The organism is Paenibacillus vortex V453 (genome assembly GCF_000193415.1).
GTDB classification, from domain to species: domain Bacteria; phylum Bacillota; class Bacilli; order Paenibacillales; family Paenibacillaceae; genus Paenibacillus_AQ; species Paenibacillus_AQ glucanolyticus.
This window is the reverse complement of the sequence record NZ_ADHJ01000038.1, coordinates 1-18,388: the sequence shown is the minus strand read 5'-3', so window position 1 is coordinate 18,388 and position 18,388 is coordinate 1. Positions and strand designations below refer to the sequence as shown.

The 18,388-nt window shown below is 46.1% G+C and carries 20 protein-coding genes and 1 pseudogene; 15 read left to right on the top strand and 6 right to left on the bottom strand.

Annotated features, from left to right (window positions below; genetic code table 11):
- Positions 1-4 precede the first annotated feature (4 nt).
- Both PVOR_RS21175 and clpP read right to left on the bottom strand, forming a co-directional pair.
- A complete protein-coding gene (locus PVOR_RS21175) occupies positions 5-217 on the bottom strand; it encodes a hypothetical protein (protein WP_006211519.1) in 213 nt (70 codons plus the stop codon).
- A gap of 75 nt (positions 218-292) precedes the next feature.
- Positions 293-874, bottom strand: coding sequence for an ATP-dependent Clp endopeptidase proteolytic subunit ClpP (gene clpP / locus PVOR_RS21170; RefSeq protein ID WP_006211518.1), 582 nt, complete (start codon positions 872-874; stop codon positions 293-295).
- A 177-nt stretch (positions 875-1,051) separates the two neighbouring features.
- On the opposite strand from clpP, the gene PVOR_RS21165 reads away from it, so the two are divergent.
- From PVOR_RS21165 to PVOR_RS21115, 13 genes and pseudogenes are all read left to right on the top strand, one after another.
- Entirely contained in the window at positions 1,052-1,795 is a 744-nt protein-coding gene (locus PVOR_RS21165) for an RNA polymerase sigma factor (protein ID WP_040680827.1), read from the top strand.
- Between the two features lie 326 nt (positions 1,796-2,121).
- Entirely contained in the window at positions 2,122-2,883 is a 762-nt protein-coding gene (locus tag PVOR_RS21160; RefSeq protein ID WP_006211516.1) for an IclR family transcriptional regulator, read from the top strand.
- A 22-nt stretch (positions 2,884-2,905) separates the two neighbouring features.
- Positions 2,906-3,109 (top strand): hypothetical protein, encoded by a 204-nt coding sequence (locus PVOR_RS32125; RefSeq protein WP_085980670.1) that lies wholly within the window; start codon positions 2,906-2,908, stop codon positions 3,107-3,109.
- On the top strand, positions 3,081-3,893 hold the full coding sequence (locus PVOR_RS21155; RefSeq protein WP_006211515.1) for a tripartite tricarboxylate transporter substrate binding protein: 813 nt from the start codon (positions 3,081-3,083) through the stop codon (positions 3,891-3,893). The genes PVOR_RS32125 and PVOR_RS21155 overlap by 29 nt, the downstream gene beginning before the upstream one ends.
- A 72-nt stretch (positions 3,894-3,965) precedes the next feature.
- Positions 3,966-4,412, top strand: coding sequence for a tripartite tricarboxylate transporter TctB family protein (locus PVOR_RS21150; protein ID WP_006211514.1), 447 nt, complete (start codon positions 3,966-3,968; stop codon positions 4,410-4,412).
- Between the two features lie 15 nt (positions 4,413-4,427).
- Entirely contained in the window at positions 4,428-5,930 is a 1,503-nt protein-coding gene (locus PVOR_RS21145) for a tripartite tricarboxylate transporter permease (RefSeq protein WP_006211513.1), read from the top strand.
- Positions 5,931-6,082: 152 nt separating this feature from the next.
- Entirely contained in the window at positions 6,083-6,376 is a 294-nt protein-coding gene (locus tag PVOR_RS32870) for a PfkB family carbohydrate kinase (protein WP_327196576.1), read from the top strand.
- A gap of 49 nt (positions 6,377-6,425) precedes the next feature.
- On the top strand, positions 6,426-7,043 hold the full coding sequence (locus PVOR_RS21140; RefSeq protein ID WP_327196575.1) for a sugar kinase: 618 nt from the start codon (positions 6,426-6,428) through the stop codon (positions 7,041-7,043).
- 11 nt (positions 7,044-7,054) lie between these two features.
- Positions 7,055-7,708 carry a bifunctional 4-hydroxy-2-oxoglutarate aldolase/2-dehydro-3-deoxy-phosphogluconate aldolase gene (locus tag PVOR_RS21135; protein WP_006211512.1) on the top strand — a complete coding sequence of 218 codons (654 nt, stop codon included), beginning with the start codon at positions 7,055-7,057 and terminating at the stop codon, positions 7,706-7,708.
- 174 nt (positions 7,709-7,882) lie between these two features.
- Positions 7,883-8,395 carry an 8-oxo-dGTP diphosphatase gene (locus tag PVOR_RS21130; protein WP_006211511.1) on the top strand — a complete coding sequence of 171 codons (513 nt, stop codon included), beginning with the start codon at positions 7,883-7,885 and terminating at the stop codon, positions 8,393-8,395.
- A 147-nt stretch (positions 8,396-8,542) separates the two neighbouring features.
- Positions 8,543-8,969: pseudogene (fosB, locus tag PVOR_RS21125) on the top strand (metallothiol transferase FosB).
- 42 nt (positions 8,970-9,011) lie between these two features.
- Positions 9,012-9,596: a CDP-diacylglycerol--glycerol-3-phosphate 3-phosphatidyltransferase gene (pgsA, locus tag PVOR_RS21120; RefSeq protein WP_006211508.1), complete on the top strand. Its 585-nt coding sequence runs from the start codon at positions 9,012-9,014 to the stop codon at positions 9,594-9,596.
- A gap of 136 nt (positions 9,597-9,732) precedes the next feature.
- Positions 9,733-11,868 carry a hypothetical protein gene (locus PVOR_RS21115; RefSeq protein ID WP_006211507.1) on the top strand — a complete coding sequence of 712 codons (2,136 nt, stop codon included), beginning with the start codon at positions 9,733-9,735 and terminating at the stop codon, positions 11,866-11,868.
- 112 nt (positions 11,869-11,980) lie between these two features.
- Here the strand turns inward: PVOR_RS21115 and PVOR_RS21110 are convergent, their stop codons facing one another.
- Genes PVOR_RS21110 through PVOR_RS21095 form a run of 4 tightly spaced genes read right to left on the bottom strand, consistent with a single transcriptional unit; the run spans position 11,981 to position 17,024 of the window.
- Entirely contained in the window at positions 11,981-13,426 is a 1,446-nt protein-coding gene (locus PVOR_RS21110) for a methyltransferase domain-containing protein (RefSeq protein ID WP_006211506.1), read from the bottom strand.
- A gap of 1 nt (position 13,427) precedes the next feature.
- Positions 13,428-14,288, bottom strand: a complete 861-nt coding sequence (locus PVOR_RS21105) for a hypothetical protein (protein ID WP_006211505.1) — start codon at positions 14,286-14,288, stop codon at positions 13,428-13,430.
- A 28-nt stretch (positions 14,289-14,316) separates the two neighbouring features.
- A complete protein-coding gene (locus tag PVOR_RS21100) occupies positions 14,317-15,915 on the bottom strand; it encodes a glycosyltransferase family 2 protein (RefSeq protein WP_006211504.1) in 1,599 nt (532 codons plus the stop codon).
- Positions 15,915-17,024 carry a glycosyltransferase gene (locus tag PVOR_RS21095; RefSeq protein WP_006211503.1) on the bottom strand — a complete coding sequence of 370 codons (1,110 nt, stop codon included), beginning with the start codon at positions 17,022-17,024 and terminating at the stop codon, positions 15,915-15,917. The genes PVOR_RS21100 and PVOR_RS21095 overlap by 1 nt, the downstream gene beginning before the upstream one ends.
- A 262-nt stretch (positions 17,025-17,286) precedes the next feature.
- Here PVOR_RS21095 and PVOR_RS32120 point away from each other — a divergent pair, with 262 nt between their 5' ends.
- Together PVOR_RS32120 and PVOR_RS21090 are read left to right on the top strand one after the other, a co-directional pair.
- Positions 17,287-17,472: a hypothetical protein gene (locus tag PVOR_RS32120; RefSeq protein ID WP_234973040.1), complete on the top strand. Its 186-nt coding sequence runs from the start codon at positions 17,287-17,289 to the stop codon at positions 17,470-17,472.
- Between the two features lie 211 nt (positions 17,473-17,683).
- Positions 17,684-18,331 (top strand): TrkA C-terminal domain-containing protein, encoded by a 648-nt coding sequence (locus tag PVOR_RS21090; protein ID WP_006211501.1) that lies wholly within the window; start codon positions 17,684-17,686, stop codon positions 18,329-18,331.
- Positions 18,332-18,388 lie beyond the last annotated feature (57 nt).

Sequence of the window (18,388 nt, the reverse complement as noted above, 5' to 3'; positions counted from 1 at the left end):
CCCATCAGGAAGATGGCGTAAATCCAACTCGTGGTTTGTCTCTTTCCTTCGTATTCACCGACACGTAGCGGATGGCAGTTAACGGTACATACAGCATGTCATATTCATCCTTGTATCGGATGAACTGTTCTCCCACCTCTTCAAGCGTGCCGCTCCGCACATAACTTCCATCCGTAAAATAAAGGGTCACTTGTTGATTCAGCAAACTTTTCAGCATACCTGATTTCACTCCTTGTGAATAGAATATATAACGGGTGCTTCGCAGAACCTGTTCATGCCTTTCGTTCCATCGTCACAGGTTGGTGACGATATCATCGATGATCCCGTAATCCTTCGCTTCTTGTGCGGACATAAAGTAATCCCGCTCCATATCCATTTCGACACGCTCCACGGACTGACCTGTTCGCTCCGATATAATATGTGCCAGCTTCTCGCGGGTTTTTATGATGCGTTTGGCCGTAATGGCAATATCGGTTGCCTGCCCTTGCACGCCACCATGCGGCTGATGGATCATAATCTCGCTGTTAGGCAGTGCGAGTCGCTTGCCTGTGGCTCCAGCCAGCAGAAGGATTGCACCGTAAGAAGCGGCAAATCCCGTACAGATGGTGCTCACTTGAGGTTTAATAATCTGCATGGTATCGTAGATGCCAAAGCCCGCGGACACGGAGCCGCCTGGACTGTTGATATACATATGGATATCCTTCTCCGGATCTTCAGCTGCCAGGAACAGCAATTGTGCAATAATGCTGTTAGCGATTGCATCATCAATGGCTGCACCGACAAACACAATCCGATCCTTCAGCAATCTGGAATAAATATCGTAGGATCGTTCGCCCCGATTGGTCTGCTCAACAACATAAGGAACAATATTCATGGTTTCCATCCTCCATATTCGTTAGGTTTTCTTGATTCAGCAAGTAAACGAAGAGGCAGCTGCAAAAGATACGGAGGAAGCAAGAAATAAATGATGGATATGAGAGTAACGAAAGGCAGACCTCGTTCGTTTACATATAAGATATCTTACCGAGAGAAGGAAGGGAGTTGGCTTCTGATGACGATCTATCGACCGAGTGTCACCTCGCCGGGGGATCAGGGCTTGGCGGAGCTGAACGCGATGCTGCACAGGTACTGTCTGTCCCTCACAAACTCCTCATGGGATACGGATGATCTGGTGCAGGACACATGGATCAAAGCACTCGAGCATTTGAAGCAGCGGAACCATGTCAATCCTGAGGCCCTGCTGCTCCGGATTGCCAAGAATACATGGATTGACCGGATACGCCGGGATCTGACCTACAGACGAATTCTTGATGAGAAGCTGGAGCATATCTTACCGAGAGAAGAACCATCGAATGAGGACAGCAAACTGAACATCGAGTTCGCTTTTCAATGGCTGATGGAGCATTTGTCCCCACTGCAGCGAACGGTGGTGGTGCTTCGTGATGTGTATGAATATTCCGTTTCGGAAACGGCAAACATGCTGCAAACGACGGATGGGGCAGTGAAAGCGGCTCTTCATCGTGCACATAAAGTCCTGCAATCCTTGGACATAGAAGAAGAGGAACACGGATTAACCATGCCGGAAGAGGAAGAGACCAGCTTGAATCTACAGGCATTGGCCGAGGCATATCAATCAGGTGATATTGAAGCTGTTGTAAGACTGATCCAGTGGAATAACAGTGAAGTTTCGGCCATTGGCAGCATGGAGCCGTTGCAGGTTCAGGGGGGCCAATCATCGAGCGCGGGTTATATGCTGTATAGCGGATATCAGCCAGAGATGAGAATGGCCGCGTAAAGCGGAAGTTTTTTCTTGCGAGATCAGGAGGTAAGCCTCTAAAGTTTATACTTTCTTATCTCTTCAAAAAGACCAAAGCAGAAGATGCTATGGTCTTTTTCTATATTGTGAATGTTCTGGAAACCTTTTCTTTGGAAAAGAGAGCGAGAATCCAACACGCAGCGGTTGGTTGATACACGAAGTCGAAGGCTTTTGTAGCATAATAGAACAAGGTTTTTTAGATTAAAACTATTGACAGCGCTTTCAGTTTATTCTTATAATTAAACAAAACCACATTAAGGAATGATGTTCCGTATTAAGGAACGAGATAAAAAGGGGGCCATGAATTGATTCAGTCAGTAACTAGGGCGCTGGATATACTGGAGTTTCTGAAATTGAATCCCGGAGGTTTAGGTGTTACAGAAATCGCCCAAAAGCTGGACGTAGCAAAGAGTACGGCACATCGGTTGTTAGCTTCGCTTGAAGAGCAGGATTATGTTCAGAAGACGGGAAAGGATAGCATCTACAGCCTGGGATTGAAGTTTATTGAAATGGCTGAGGTCGTTACCGAGAATCTAAAGATTGTGGATATCGCCAGACCATTGATCGAAAAATTAAGTAGAGATACGGGCGAAATCGTGCACCTTGTCATGCTTGACGGGAATGAAGTGTTATACATCGATAAGGTTGAAAACGCTTCAACTATCCGGATTTACTCACAAATTGGTCGCAGAGGCCCATTGTATTGCACAGGGGTTGGTAAAGCGATTTTGGCTTATTTACCGGAGGATGAGGTGGATCAGCTTCTTGCAGGAGTTATGATGCAGCCATTTACCGAGTATACCTTGACCACACTGGAAGATCTAAAGCAAGAGTTCCAAACCATTCGGGCCAACGCATTTGCGTACGATAATGAAGAGCATGAGAGAGGGATACGCTGTGTTGCGGCACCTATCTTCGACCACACACAAAAATCTCGTTATGCCATCAGCATTACGGGTCCCATCACCAGAATGTCGGATGATATTCTACGTGAATACATTCCGTGGACTAAAGAAACAGCCCTGGCGATTTCGAGAAAAATGGGTTTCAATCCACCTAAATCATAAAAACAATAAAAGGGGAGTTCTTATGAAAAAGTACAAATTTGGTTTGATTTTACTGGCGATGTTCGTTGTTTTAACCGCATGCGGCGGGAATGATTCAGCAAAGTCTGGCTCGAGTGAAACCGGCAAGGGCAGCAACTTTCCGAGTAAACCTGTAGAACTCATTGTACCTTATGCCGCAGGAGGAGGAACGGAGTACCGTGGCTCGTTCCTTTGCAGATATGGCTAAGAATGACCTGGGTCAGTCCATTGCCGTTGTGAATATGGAAGGTGGCGGTGGAGCGGTTGGTATGCAGAACGGTGCCAAGGCAAAAGCAGATGGCTATAAGGTATCCATGGTAACCGTTGAATTGCTTACATTACCGCACTCCGGTTTGGCTCAATTTTCTCATACGGATTTCAAACCGATTGCGCTATTAAATGAAGATTCAGGTGCTATCACAGTAAAAGCAGATGCACCATGGAATACGTTAGAAGAATTTATCGCAGCTACAAAAGAAAAAAAATTAAAGGTCGGGAACTCGGGAACGGGTGCGATCTGGCATTTGGCCGCCGCTGCTTTTGAGAAAGAAACGGGTGCCCAATTTAATCACATCCCATTTGAAGGAGCTGCTCCTGCAGTAACGGCCCTGCTGGGAGGACATGTGGATGCAGTTTCTGTAAGCCCTGCAGAAGTTGTTACACAAGTACAAGCAGGTGAGCTTAAAGTATTGGGTGTGATGGCTGAAGAACGTGTCGAGTCTCTCCCAGATGTACCTACACTAAAAGAAAGCGGAATTGATCTTTCGATCGGCACATGGCGTGGACTGGCTGTTCCTAAGGATACGCCGGACGATGTTGTGAAAATTCTTGAGGAGTCATTCGGCAAGACAGCTCAAAGCGACGAATTTAAAGAGCAGATCAAAAAGATGAACCTGGGTTACCGTTACGAGAATGGAGAAGGATTCACGAAACTGCTGGAAGAACAAGATCAGTTATTTGCAAATTTGATTCCGTCTTTGAAATTGAATTAACCTTCAACAAATGAATTGGATAGAAGAGGCTAGTGATGACTAGCCCCTTCTATCACAAGAGGAGGTGCAGCCATGACCATGGCCAACCGAGTGATTGGATTTGGATTATTGATCTTGTCTGTGTATGCATGGTTAACAGCAAATGCGTTTCCATCTTCCAACGGTCTGGGACCTGGACCCGACTATTTTCCCAAAATAGCTGCCAGCGCATTAGGTGTATTATCGATTCTGCTCATAGGCCGGAAAGAGAAACAAGACGGAGCGGTTTATGCTGTTTCAGGGAAGCCTGCGGTTTTATTGTTTGTAACCGGAATCATCGTCATGATGGTTTATGTCCTGTTCGTGCAGTGGTTGGGGTTCACGGTTTCATCAGCTTTAGTCACATTGGCTTGGATGATATTGATGGGCATCCGGAAGTGGACAACATTGATTGTGGCGTCCGTTCTGATCAGCGCCGGAATTAGCTACGTGTTTGAATTCTTGCTGAGCGTTCCGATTCCGCACGGTATTTTGTATTAAAGGAGGGCTTGGTGTATGGATTTACTGCTTCAAGGATTGGGGAATGTCTTTCAGCCGGAAGTGATTCTCCTATTAATTGGTGGAGTTATTATCGGAATCATCATCGGCGCCCTTCCAGGACTTACGGCCACAATGGGGGTTGCGTTGTTTCTTCCGGTCACATTTGGGATGGATGCTGTAACCGGGGTTCTACTGTTGATCGGAGTATACTTCGGCTCCATTTATGGGGGCTCCATTGCAGCTATTCTATTGAATACACCTGGCACGCCGGCGTCAGCCGCGACCGCGCTTGATGGACATGCCATGACGAAGCAAGGTAAAGCAGGTAAGGCTCTGGGGTATGCAGCCATTGCTTCAGGTGTGGGTGGGTTAATTAGTGTTCTCATGCTGATTCTGATAGCTCCTCAACTTGCCGGCGTAGCATTAAATTTCAGTGCTCCTGAAATGTTTGGGCTTGCCTTGTTTGGACTCAGCATTATTTCCAGTGTATCGGGAGGCTCTGTTTTAAAAGGGTTGATCGCAGGGGTGTTTGGTATCCTGATTTCTACGATTGGGATGGATCCGATGACGAGTTATCCTCGTTTCACGTACGACCAGCTTTCTCTGTTAAACGGATTCTCCTTTATTCCCGTTATGATTGGACTTTTTGCCGTTTCCGAAGCTTTGGTCATTATGGAAGGTGAGATTGGCGGGGGAGACAAGATCAAGAAGATTATTGCCAATTATGTCCTTCCTAAATGGAATGAATTGAAAAGGCTTTGGTTCTCGATGATTCGATCCGGGTTTATTGGAACAATAATCGGGATTATACCTGGCGCAGGAGCCGATATCGCTGCATTTGTTTCTTATAATGAAGGAAAGCGTTTTTTGAAAAAAGAAGAGAAAGAGACTTATGGTAAGGGAAATCCTAAAGGGATTGTTTCAGCTGAGGCTGCTAACAATGGCGTTACGGGTGGTGCCATGATTCCTTTATTGACGCTGGGGATTCCGGGGGATGCGGTTGCGGCAATTCTGCTTGGAGCACTTGTAGTTCAAGGTATCCAGCCAGGGCCACAGTTATTTGCCACCAGTGGTGAGTTGGTGTATACGTTATTTGCCGGAATGATTATTGCGAATATTCTTATGGTGATATTTGGGATTAGCGGTATCCGGTTATTTGTCAAAATTCTATTGGTTCCGAAGAAAATGCTTGCACCTTTAATTTTGATTCTTTCCACAATCGGCGCTTATGCGATCAGTAACAATATTTTTGACGTGTTTACGATGCTTGTTGCCGGTATTATCGGATATTTTATGAAAAAGTACGGCTTTCCTGCATCGCCAATCGTGTTGGCCTTGATTCTGGGGCCTATGGCTGAAAGCGAATTCAGACGTTCGCTTGTTATGTCAGAAGGCAGTTACAGTATCTTTCTTGAAAGACCCATTGCACTCGGATTTATTATTGTTGCCGTCTTGTCGCTCATTCTGCCTCTCGTATGGGGCAAGCTGAAGAAAAATAAAAAGGTGAACGCAGCATAAGAAAACCTTTAACGAGGCCATTCAAGGATGAGCGACCGCGATTCAATGGTAGGTTTTCTTGCGATTATAGAATTGTTCAGTGTAGCAAGAAAGCTTATAAATTCTATAATACTAAAAAAAAAAAATGATCACCTGGAGTGGAGGTCTATATTGTGTATCCTGAACTTGTAACTATTGGTGAAACCATGGTCGTATTTGAGGCAGCCGTCGATGGCCCTTTAAGATATGCTTCCCAGTTTAACAAGCGCCATGGAGGAGCTGAGTCCAACGTAGCGATTGGAGTAGCCAGATTAGGGAGATCTGCCGGATGGATAAGTCAGGTAGGGGATGACGAGCTTGGAAAATATCTGGTATCTTCGATACGCGGTGAAGGCGTGGATACCTCATGCGTTCGATATGATCGTCACTATCCAACCGGACTTTACATCAAAGAAAAAATTACGTGAAGGCTCCACACAGGTCTATTATTATCGCAGTGGGTCGGCTGCCAGCCGCATGAAGAAAGAGGATATCGATTGGAATTACGTAAGGCAGGCAAAAATGATCCACCTGACGGGGATCACTCCATTTCTGAGCGAAAGCTGTCTGGATATCGTTTTTGAAGCGATTCGTATGGCTAAAGAGAACGGAATCCAACTCTCATTCGATCCGAATCTTCGCTTTAAATTAATGAAGCATGTACCGAATGCAAAGGAAATCGTGCTGGATATTGCCAGACAGGCTGATATTTTCATGCCGGGTGTAGATGAAGCGGAGTATTTAATTGGAACAAGTGATTATAAGCAAATCGCCGACTATTTTTTACAAGCAGGAGTGTCCAAGATGGTCATCAAGAATGGAAGCTCCGGCACTTATTACGAATCAGTGGATGAGGGAGCGGGATTCTGCCCGAGCCACAAGGTAGAACGGGTGACGGACCCGGTCGGTGCAGGTGACGGTTTTGCTGCGGGCTTGTTGGTCGGCCTGCTTGAGCAGAAGCCTCTTAAGGAAGCGGTTGAACTTGGTGGTATTATTGGCGCCATGGTAGTAACGGTAAAAGGTGATGTGGAAGGGCTTCCGGACCGTGCCTCTGTTGAAAGCTTCAGCATGAATCAGCGTGACATTTTGAGATAGGGAGTGACAGGATGGGACAGGATCAACTCAAGAAGCTTTTACATTCCGGCATAATTGCGGTTGTACGGCGTGTGGACGAGGATAAAGTAATGCATGTTATTTCCTCGCTTGTAGAAGGCGGGGTTACCGGAATTGAAATGACGATGGACTCTCCAAATGTTTTGCAAGTTATACGAGATGCCAAGAAGAAATATGGGGATCAGGCTGTAATAGGAGCCGGAACCGTATTGGACGCAGAAGCAGCGGGATCGGCGATTCAGGCCGGAGCCGAATTCATTTTTGCCCCAACCTTAAACGAAGGGACCATCAAGGCAGCCAAGCGCTACGGTAAAATTGCGATTCCGGGTGTCTTTACTCCAACGGAGATGCTGCAAGCACAGGAATGGGGTGCAGATGTTGTCAAAATATTCCCTGCATCCGTACTAGGTCCTAAATTTATTAAAGATGTTAGCGGACCGTTAGGCCATATTAAAATGATGCCGACAGGCGGAATCGATCTGGATAACATTGAGGATTACATTCGGGCCGGCGCCGTTGCAGCCGGTATCGGCGGATCACTGATGAAACCGGCACTCATCGAAAATGAGTCTTGGGATGAATTAACTGCGCTTGCACGGCAATTCACATCCAGTGTGACAAGAGCGAGAATGCAAATGATTAGGTAGTGGCTATCATGAAATCATATGAACGAGCAGATGTGCGAAGCTGCTCGTTTTTTTTGGTGCTTGATTTCCCATTTCGTGTGGATTCTTGCTGGAAGATATAAATGAAGAATTTCAATGAACAGCTTCCGGTTGTATACTATAACCACGTAGAACCGTAGGAATGAGGAATGAGGGATGAGGTTGCAGACCGAAGTGAAGTTGTACACCATGTGCATGATACAAGACGGAAGCAGAATCCTGCTGATGAATAGACCGGATGCCAAAGGATTTCCCGGTTATATTGCGCCCGGCGGCAAAGTGGATTTTCCGGAAAGCATTGTGAACGGAGCGATTCGGGAGGTTCGGGAAGAAACCGGTTTGATTGTGAAGGACATCATCTATAAGGGCCTCGAGGAATCGTGTGAACCCAATACAGGTCTGCGGTATATGGTGTTTAATTATTTGGCCACTTCTTTTGGAGGGGAATTGCTGGAGAATCCTCCCGAAGGGGAGCTGGTATGGGTGGACCTGGAAGAGGCATTGAAATTGCCCATGCAGGATTGGTTTAAGCGTCGGTTTCCCTTGTTTTTTGAAGAAGGCACATTTGAATTAAGCGAGATATGGGATGAGAAGACGGGGATAGTTCTGGAAGAGACGGTTAAGCAGTATCCGGCCAGATTGCCTCAAGTGGCAGGTTTCGCAGATTAGCGAAGGACAAACAAAGCCGGCCTTAGGCCGTATCATGCTTACTGGTTTAATCGGCATATTGAGACTGAGTACGAGAAGATACGTCAACCGCTTCATCTACTGGATGGATATTATAGAATCTTCTATCTGAAATGGGGTCGCATAACCATGAACCTGCAAGTCATTAACCATCTGTGCTTTTCTGTTTCGGAATTGGAACGGTCCATCGCTTTTTACAGGGACGTGTTTGAGGCCAAACTTCTGGTTAAGGGAAGGAAGCTTGCCTATTTCGATCTGAACGGACTGTGGATTGCTTTAAATGAAGAAGATGTCGACAGAAGCACCGCGAATAGAACGTATACCCATATTGCTTTTTCGATGGAAGAACATGATTATGAACCGACACTTCTCCGGCTTGAGGCGCTCCAGGTGGAGATTCTGCCGGGTAGGTCAAGGGATGAGAAGGACAAGAAGTCGATTTATTTTCTGGATCCGGATGGTCTATATGTTTGAGTTCCATACAGGCGGTTTGCAAGACAGACTGGATTATTACAGGGCGGATAAGGATCACATGACCTTTTACGAAACCGAATAAACGCGAAGGAAGAATCCAATTGCGGATGAAGGAGATGAGCCGGTGAATCTTGCGAACAAAATAACGATAGCCAGGATATTGTTGATTCCGTTATTTATTCTTTTTTTTGCGGAGTACCCACTATGGTTGGCAGAGAAGCATCGTTTTTTCGGATTTATACAAGAGAATGGACGTTACATAGCATTAGCTGTATTTATTCTTGCTTCGGCTACAGACAAGCTGGATGGTTACATCGCCAGGAAATACAATCAAATCACGAATTTGGGGAAGCTGCTGGACCCGCTCGCAGATAAGCTGCTCATATCGGTTGCCTTAATCATGATGGTTCAATCCGGTATGGTTGCGACGTGGATAGCCGTTGTCATCATCGCGCGGGAATTTGTTATTACGGGGCTCAGGATGGTAGCTTCGGAGCAGGGCATTGCCTTATCGGCTGACAAGCTTGGTAAATTAAAAATGGTGCTTCAGGTTGTTGCCATCGCAGCCGTATTGCTCGATAACTATCCGTTCCAATTCGTAACACTGATCCAGGTTGATGAATGTTTAATGCTTGCTGCTGTTGGCTTGACGATCTATTCCGGCATCCATTATTTGCTGAACAATTACAGACTCATCAAATTGAACTGAATCTTAGACACTGGTATATATCCTACTTTGTGCCCAATTTATTTCTGGAAGGTAACGATTTAAACCGGGACTGTCGATATAACAGATAGATTGGTAAAAATACCTGCGAGACAGAAGGTACAAAGGAGAGAAATAAATGAGCTTAAACAGAAAGACAACGAAGATCTTTCTAGTCGTTGTGATGATGTTGGCGATGGTTTTTCCAACCAGCGTATTCGCCGCCTCCGGGGACGTAACGTCGATTGAATTTGATACGAACGAGAGCAAGATTTACTTAACCGTTAATGAAACAACGGAGCAACTTCGAGTATTGGCCAACATTGAAGGTTCAACTACGAAGAAGGATGTAACCAATGAATCGACATGGACTTCGTCCAACACAAGGATCGTAAAGGTTGATGGTGGACTCATTCTTCCACTGGAGAAAGGTACGGCAAGAATTACGGCAAAATATAAAGGCGCTATCAAGACGATAGATGTTGACGTCAAATTTGCCATTGATGATCTGAAGCTGGATCAGCCGGACAAAGTAGAGCATAAGCTTGGAACGGAAGGTTTAACCGTTAAAGCGTTGGCTGACGGAACGAACGATGTAACCACGGAAGCAAAGTGGACGACATCCGATGATAGTGTAGTAAAAGTAAGCAAAGGCGAGCTGACGCTTGTAGGTCTGGGCAGCGTAACCATTACTGCGGAATACAAAGGGCTTAAAGCATCGTATTCGATCAAGGTTGTTGCACCTTACCAAAAGCTTGCTATCGTACCAGGTGAGGATCAGGAGCTGTTAGTTGGCGATGCACCTGTAGAGCTTAAAGTTTTCGCTAAACAATCGGAGACCGATGCCGGTACGGATGTAACGGACAAGGTAGAACTGAAATCCTCCAACACTTCTGTAGCTACAATAGAAGATGGCAAGCTTAAACCCGTAGCGTTGGGTAAATCTACAATCAGTGTAGGCTACCTGGGCTCAACAGCTAAACTGGATGTGTATGTGCGCAATCCATACGAGGCTTTGATCCTAGATCAAACGGATTTTGTGAAGAACCCGGTCCTGTTTATGAATGATTCCATTACGGTTAAGGCAAAGGTTAGAAACGCTGCCTCGCAATCCGTTGATGTCACGGGTGAATGGACATCTTCGAATCCGCTTGCCGTATCCGTTAACGGAGGCGTAATTACAGCCAGATCTTCAGGAACCTCCACCATTAAGGTAAGTCATCTTGGAATCAGTAAAGAATTTACGGTGAAAGTGTATCCAACGGTTACGAAGTTTGAAGTAGCCGATTCGAAGGTAGAAGTGCTGAAAGACGAATCCAAATCCTTCCCTAAGGTGACAGGAACGCTTCTGGACGATGAGGAACAGGATTTCAGCAGCGCAGTAACCTGGACCTCCAGCGATGAGAAGGTCGTAACCACCGAAGATGGCAAAATCAAAGCCATCGGAGCCGGTACAGCAACAATCACCGGTAAGATTGGGTCCAGAGAAGTAGCATCAGTGCCTGTTACCGTTAATGAGAAAGTGCTGGTTCTGCTGTCTGATGTAGAAGAATATCAACTGGTTATGGGTAGAAGCAATACACTTCCGAAGGTCAATGCTGTGCTTGAGGATGGCGAAGAGAAGGATGTGACGTCCTTGGTTGAATGGTCACTGACTGGCTCCGCAGCTGTCATCAAGGATGGTACGCTTAAGGGACTTACCAAAGGTTCGACAACGCTGAAGGGAACGTATCTGAATAAAGAGGTAAAAATTCCCGTCATCGTTGAACAGGAAGTTGTAAAAATCGTGGTGGAGCCTGAGAATATCGAGCTTAATATCAAGAAATCCAAATCGATTAAAGTCACAGGTTACTACAGCAATGGTAAGGCGGTTTCCCTATCATCCAAGATGAATTGGAGTACTTCGGACACCGCTCTTGTGACGGTATCGAAAACTTCCGTTAAAGCCGTTGCCGAAGGCACAGCTACAATTACGGGCTCCTACCAGGGCAAAGAAGTTAAGGTGAAAGTCAACGTTGTGCCGAAGTTGACCAAATTGACCGCAAGTGACAAGAGGCTGGATCTGAAGCCGGGAGATGTCAAAACCGTTACGGTGACAGCAGAATTTGATACTGGAGCCAAGACAAGTGTGGGTGACAGCGCGGTTTGGACGACCAGTAAATCTAGCGTTGCCAAAGTGACAAACGGACGGATTGAAGCGGTCTCCAAAGGAACTGCGCGGATTAAAGGGCAGTACAATTCCAAATCCGTAACCATTACCGTGTCTGTTAAATAGAGAGATTGATAGCAGCAGCCCGGCTCTACCCAGAGCCGGGCTGCTGTTTGTCCAAAAGAGAATCAATTGTTTTTTGAGTTGATTGGAATCAGAGGCTTCATACAGTAAAGCGTTATTTGTTTACAAACCAGGCGAGCAGATGTCCGTTGTATACTTCGAATGATTTCACTTGAAACGCTGTGTTCTCTGCTAGGGCATACATTTCATCGATCGTATAATATTTAATCTCCGCATCTATGAATCCGTCACCAGGCTGATAGTACGGCATATCCAGAAGATCCGGATCGTACTGATTGGGAGCAAAGTGACGTTTCCACGGCGTAGAGATGAGCAGGCTTCCGCCGGGAGTGAGTCTGTCCTTTATTTTACGCAGGACTGGAAGGGGATTGTAATTCATATGTTCAAGAATCTCGGTGAACAGAATAACATCGAATTGTTCTTTTCCCGGGATCTCCTCAGCTTCAATATTGCATAGATTCCATCGTACACCATAATCCTGTTCCAACTCTTCGGACCAGTAATCCGGAATCATATCCAGCCCGTATGCCTTGGCTCCCGACAGGACGCTGTACATCAAGAGTGTACCGTAAGCTGCGCCAATGTCCAGTACCTTGGTACCTCGTGCCACTAACAATGAATCCAGTATCGCAAGCAGAGGGAACCAGTAGGTGGATTCTTCTTTCTTGTAGGCGGATAGATAGTGGCTTTTCTCCCGTTTGGCATGATAGGAGGAGATAATGGTCTGAGCACGGGAAAGTTTATCCTCTGGCGATAATTGGGTTTCAGGCGAAGGGTGTAATGAAGACATGGCTTTACCTGGCACGGTTCCCACCACTCCAACGCTTACGAGGAGGTACCCCGGCACATTGCACTTTTCTTCCTTCGTCAAGCCATGATACCACTTCGTGAGCCAATGCTTAACGGTCTGAGAATCCTGGATGAAATCAAGAAAATCCAGACTGTTTAAAAAGCCGATGCTGCTCTCTTCAATGAGCGCTATTCCGCTCCGCTCAAATGAATCCTTCAGTGAGAAGATAGGATACTCTGTTCCATACATCCAGGTGCCGAGCTGCTCTGCGGCTTCTTTACCGGCGCGGTAGGGCAAGCATTCTGCAAATGGAGTAATGACAAGAACGGTCCCTCCCGGCTTGGTGACCCGTATCATTTCCCGTAGAATCGTTACTTGCTCATCTTCATCAAAATGTTCAAGCACGCCAGCGTTCCAGGTCAGATCAAATTGGTGGTCGGGAAGCTGCATTTCTCTAATATCGGAGAGGATGAAGGTGCCCGGTACTTTGGCTCTATAGAAGGCGCTGCGGCTGTTATAAAGTGCATTCTTCGAATAATCGACCAGGGTAACCTCTGCTTCCTCAGCGGCCAGACGAAGCGAGATTTTCCCAGAGCCGGAGCCAGCCTCTACCATGCGTTTTCCTTGAATGCCCCTGGAAATGTCGATAATCTTGTCGTATATCGTTTGGCTTAATGAATCCCAGTGGTATGACACTTCACGAGACCATAACTGATCCCAAACCAGCTTCTGCGGCTCATCCCTTAACATGTTATTCAATCCCCCCTTTACGGTTAGGTGTATATTTATGAAACAGTTGGAGGAAGCCTTGCGAGTCCCTGTGGATTTCAGCCAGTTCCCGTAACCCATATGCTCCATACTGATGAAACAAGCCTTCTTCGTTGATGGAGAAATCAATATGTTTGTCCTGAAGTGACATGCGCTGTGCCATCGTTGCATGGTATACCCACGATTCCAAGCAGCATTTGGGCCTCCACTCCGAACGAATGCCCATATAATAGCGCATCCCCAGAAGCAGACTGTCATCCTCGTATCCCTGCTTTCCGGGTAGAAAACGGGTATCATAACCGCCGATTCGGCGCAGGATCTCCGCATTATGAACGACCGGATGCACGAATCCATATGCCGTCCCTTCTCTTGAGAGCTGCTGGAGCGCTGTCATCAGGTGTTCCGGTGTCTCTGGTAGTTGAATGAACTCCTTCAGCGGCTGCAGTTCTCCGCTTGATGTCACGATACCGGGAGAAACCATGGGCTCTCCCGTATATGCCAGGTAACGGAGAAGCGGTTCGTACCAGCCGGTAGGGAGAATCATATCAACATGAATCTCAGAGATGTACTCCGTTTCAGGGAAGTGCTCCCATATGAACTCAAAACATGCTTGTCTAGCGGCTGCGATCCCTATATTGACTCCCTCTCCCTGAATGACGCACGATATGCCTTGAGTTAGCAGCCAGTCCTGAAGCTCTTCGTTTGTAAGACACCCTTGGTTGAACAGTACCGTATTATGGTCTTTGGAGTTTTGCAGACTGCTTAATGCCAAGCCAGCCATATGCAAATCTTCCTCCCGTGAATCTTCCCGAATGAATAATGGCAGTGTATGAATTATTCTCATTACCTTCGCTTCCTCACATTAGTTAGTTTTATTCCTCCCATTCAACCAGAGAAGGTGAATCATCCAGAATGGATTCGTACTGTTCCCTCCAGCCGAATTGCGCTTCAGGATCAAGCTGTGAGTAGCGCTTATATTTCTCTAGCCTGTGTTCCGGTTTGGCCCATCCATAATGCTTCAGTCGGATAGATGACAGGTGATGCGGGAGATCGAATACATTGACCGGGAACCTGCCACAATGCTGTGCGGATTCCTTCCAGAAGTAGATCATATCAGGCTGGTAACGAAGGAGAAAAGGACGATAATACTTATGCGAGCTCCAGTATTCATCATCCCTGTAATGGGTCTCGCTCCAGAAGTCATATAGCCTGAAGCAATATAAGTCGACTTCCTTCTGTTGAAGCATGGAGGGAAGCTCATCGGCAAAGGAAGATTCAAACCACTCGTCTGCATCCAGATTCAGAATCCACTCGGGGTGGATATTCAGGGTTTCACGCCATTGCTGCTTTCGAAGTTCGATTTCATTATGAAACAGGGATTCCGTATTGCTGATCAGCCGTATCGGAACCCCTTTCAGTGCCTTCAAACATAAATCGATGGTATGGTCAGTACTGCCATCATCGATGATAACAGCTTGATCGATATAACTGCGATGTCTTTCGAGTGCTTGGCGTAAATAGCGATTGGCTTCATTTTTAAGCACCATGGTCAGGGTGAGGGACGGGCGTGCTGAGCGGTTTACTTGGGTAACCCGACCTAGACTCTCTTCATCATGTTTTTCTAATTGGCTTAGTGTAACCTCGGGGATGGAGGAATTGGCATCCGTTGCTTGCAGAAACAGCTGGGCATTATGAAGGTCACTGTCGCGGTATATATGATAGGCCGGGTAATGAGTGTCCACATACAGGGTAAAGCCAAGTGCGGCTGCACGAATGCTGAAATGCCGGTCTTCCCCCCAGAAGGATAAGTTGTAGATCGGCTTGAAGTTCGCACCGCGGATAAGAGCACGACGGCTGATTAAGGTGCAGGCTCCGAGCCCGCCGACTTCATATATCCCCGGTTCAATCAATTGGCTGACAAATCGCTGATAACGCTCTTCTTTTTGAGTTTCATCCAGGATTTCACCTCTGGCCTGTTCCCACTGCGTATATTCATCTTTAAGCCACACTTGGGGATGAGGCCTTGATTCGGGCTGCCAGCGTGTCCAGAAGATTTCCGAGATGATATCTTTATCGGCCGCAATGAGATGGTTTAATGTGTGAGGGTCCAGCAGCAGATCCGAATCAACGAGGAATAAATAGTCGTATTGTAAATCGATAGCGTATTGAATGATCTTGTTCTTATAGTCGGCTACTTTCCATATCAACTGCTCATTCCAATAATGGGTTGTCTCGTTGCGGATATAGTCGTCCTGTCTATGAATGTTGTGGATTATGACATGGTTAGCTTTTCGGATAAATTCGCTCAATAGGACGCTGGATTGCTCCTCCTGATTGTCATCGATAAAAAAGTAGGTTATCTCCATAGGGTCCTGCTCCAATCGAAGCAGCGAAGTTAGAAATCGGTCCAGTATTTCCGGTTTCTGCCGTATGGGACTGCCAATCAGAACACGAATGCGCTCCTTGGTCATCAGACACCCTGCCTTTCACCTTCATCCTGAAGTTCTTTTAACTTGGTGCGGAAGTATGCCTGGTTTGCCAGCATCGTTTCATCGCCGGGACGATAAGTAAGTGCGGTTTCATTATGCTGATTGGCCAGCACATGTTCCCCGATCCGGTCATAACAAACCGCCAATTGCAGATGAGGCAGCCACGTGGAGAAGGAAGGATTGTGAAACCCCATATAATCCGCGGGCAATTTAAGCTCAGTCGCTAGTTTATACCAGTAGATTGCTGTATTGTAGTTGTTTAATTCCAAGAAACGATAACCAATCCGGCAGCAGAATTCTGCCCGGGGTGCCGCAAACTGAAGGGATCTGATAGAGGATTCAAATGCGGCTTGCTCATTTCCTAACTCGTGATAGCAATCGGCCAGCCTGCTGCACGCCGTAAGAATATCTTCTATCCATCCTTTTCCGGTATGTAAAAACTGTTCATAGTAATTAATGGATTTCTCGAACTGGCGGTGATCCTTTAATTCATTGGCATAATAAAATAAATCCCGTGGCGGGAACGATTCACCGGCAGCTTCACGTTTCTCGTAAATTTTTAAATTCCGGCCGGTATCGGGATCATGATTCAGGCTTAAGTGTGTAACCGCAACGTCGCTGTTTATAACATTTCCATAGACCTCCAGATATTCATGGACAGGCCCGATCCATCGGAAGGACTTGCTTCGTTTGACCAAGCGGTTGCGACGCAGGCTGAAAGTGACATTACCATATTCATCGGAGCTTAAATGATAGAGCATGGTGACAGAGTCGGTGTCGGGGGAAAGTGTTTCCTTGAGAGCTCTTAGTTTATGCTGGTCTTGTTCCAGCAGTACATCGTCTGCATCCAGCCACAGGATATAGTCTTTGGAAGCTTTGCTAAATGCATAATTTCGTGCCGCGGAGAAATCGTCGATCCATTCAAAATCATAGACAGACTCAGTGTAAGATTGAACGATGGCCTTAGTACGATCCGTAGAGCCAGTATCTACGATGATTATCTCATCCACAATGTCGGCAACACAGGACAGGCAACGGTTAATGACAAGCTCTTCGTTTTTTACGATCATGCATAAACTGATTGAGATCAATGAGATTACCTCCACATAGAATGGATTCAAACCAAATATGATAGATATATATTCAAGTCAGCTTATGAAATGAACCGTGTTTTATTTACATAATTCAAGTTGACTATACAGAAATGATGAATATCGATCGCCCAACTATTCTACTTCAGCTGCTGTGTCGATTTCTCTTGGGCCTGGAATTAATCCGGCATTTACCGTTCGAAGAACCTCACCGACAACAACGGATTTAATTAGCGGATTATTCCCACTGTTAAATGTTAACGTGGCCTTGGTTTTGACCTTGAGAGCAGTGTTAGGCAACGGTGCAGTGACGTTGGCAGGCGACGTTCAATTGAATGCAGGTGATGTGGTGGGCTTGTTTTACGATGCCAACGGCCTTACCATTTCGCTCAATCTCGGAGGAGCGACCTCATCAGGGATTGTATGGTCAATATTCAGGCTGTCTTAACATGGAATCCGTAAACGCCGATCATCTTTTGAGTGGCAGTATATCCGCTGGTAACGGCTGATATACTGCTTCTTTTTTTACTCAAAAGGACTATGCAAGCCTTGCTTGAATAATCCGATTTATTTTGAATGGACGATGAGGTATACTGGATTTGGGATTTTTCATAATCCTTGACATAGTATGTGAGCGAACATGAAGGAGCGAGTTTAACTTGCAGGAGAAAGCCGGATATAAATCGATTGCGCTTGATATTGCCCAGCGTATTGTCAGTGGGGAATTTCCCGTCGCCAGTAAAATTTCTGGACGTTCTTTATTAGCCGGTCAATACCAGGTATCACCAGAAACAATTCGCAAGGCGATTGGCTTGCTGAAGGAAGAGAATATTGTTTCTGTATCCCAGGGTAAGGAAATTATTATTGTCTCGGATCGTAATGCATTAGAGTATACGACCCGGAACAATTATTTGAAATCGGCGTATTCCTTAAAACAGGATTTACAACAGCTTCTTCAGGAGAAGAAAGAGATGGACCGTAAATTTGCCGAGCTGTTCACTCAGATCATTGAGGCATCGGATCGGCTTCAAAATTTAAAGCCCTACCATCCCGTTGAGATCAAAATCAGCGATTTATCGCATGTTATCGGTCGTACGATTGGAAATCTTCTGTTTTGGCAAAATACAGGCGCCACCATCATTGCCCTTCGCAGAGGGACGGAAGTGACCATATCTCCGGGTCCCCATGTGATCTTAAGAGAAGGGGATATCATTGTTGCCGTCGGAGATGAACGCATGTATGAACGAACGGAGCAGTTTATCAACCGTCCGCTGGATGAGGAAATTCAAGCAACGGATCCATCATAATTTCATATCATGAACGGCAAATAAAAGTGAAGTGACCCCCAAAAGTTAGACACGGTT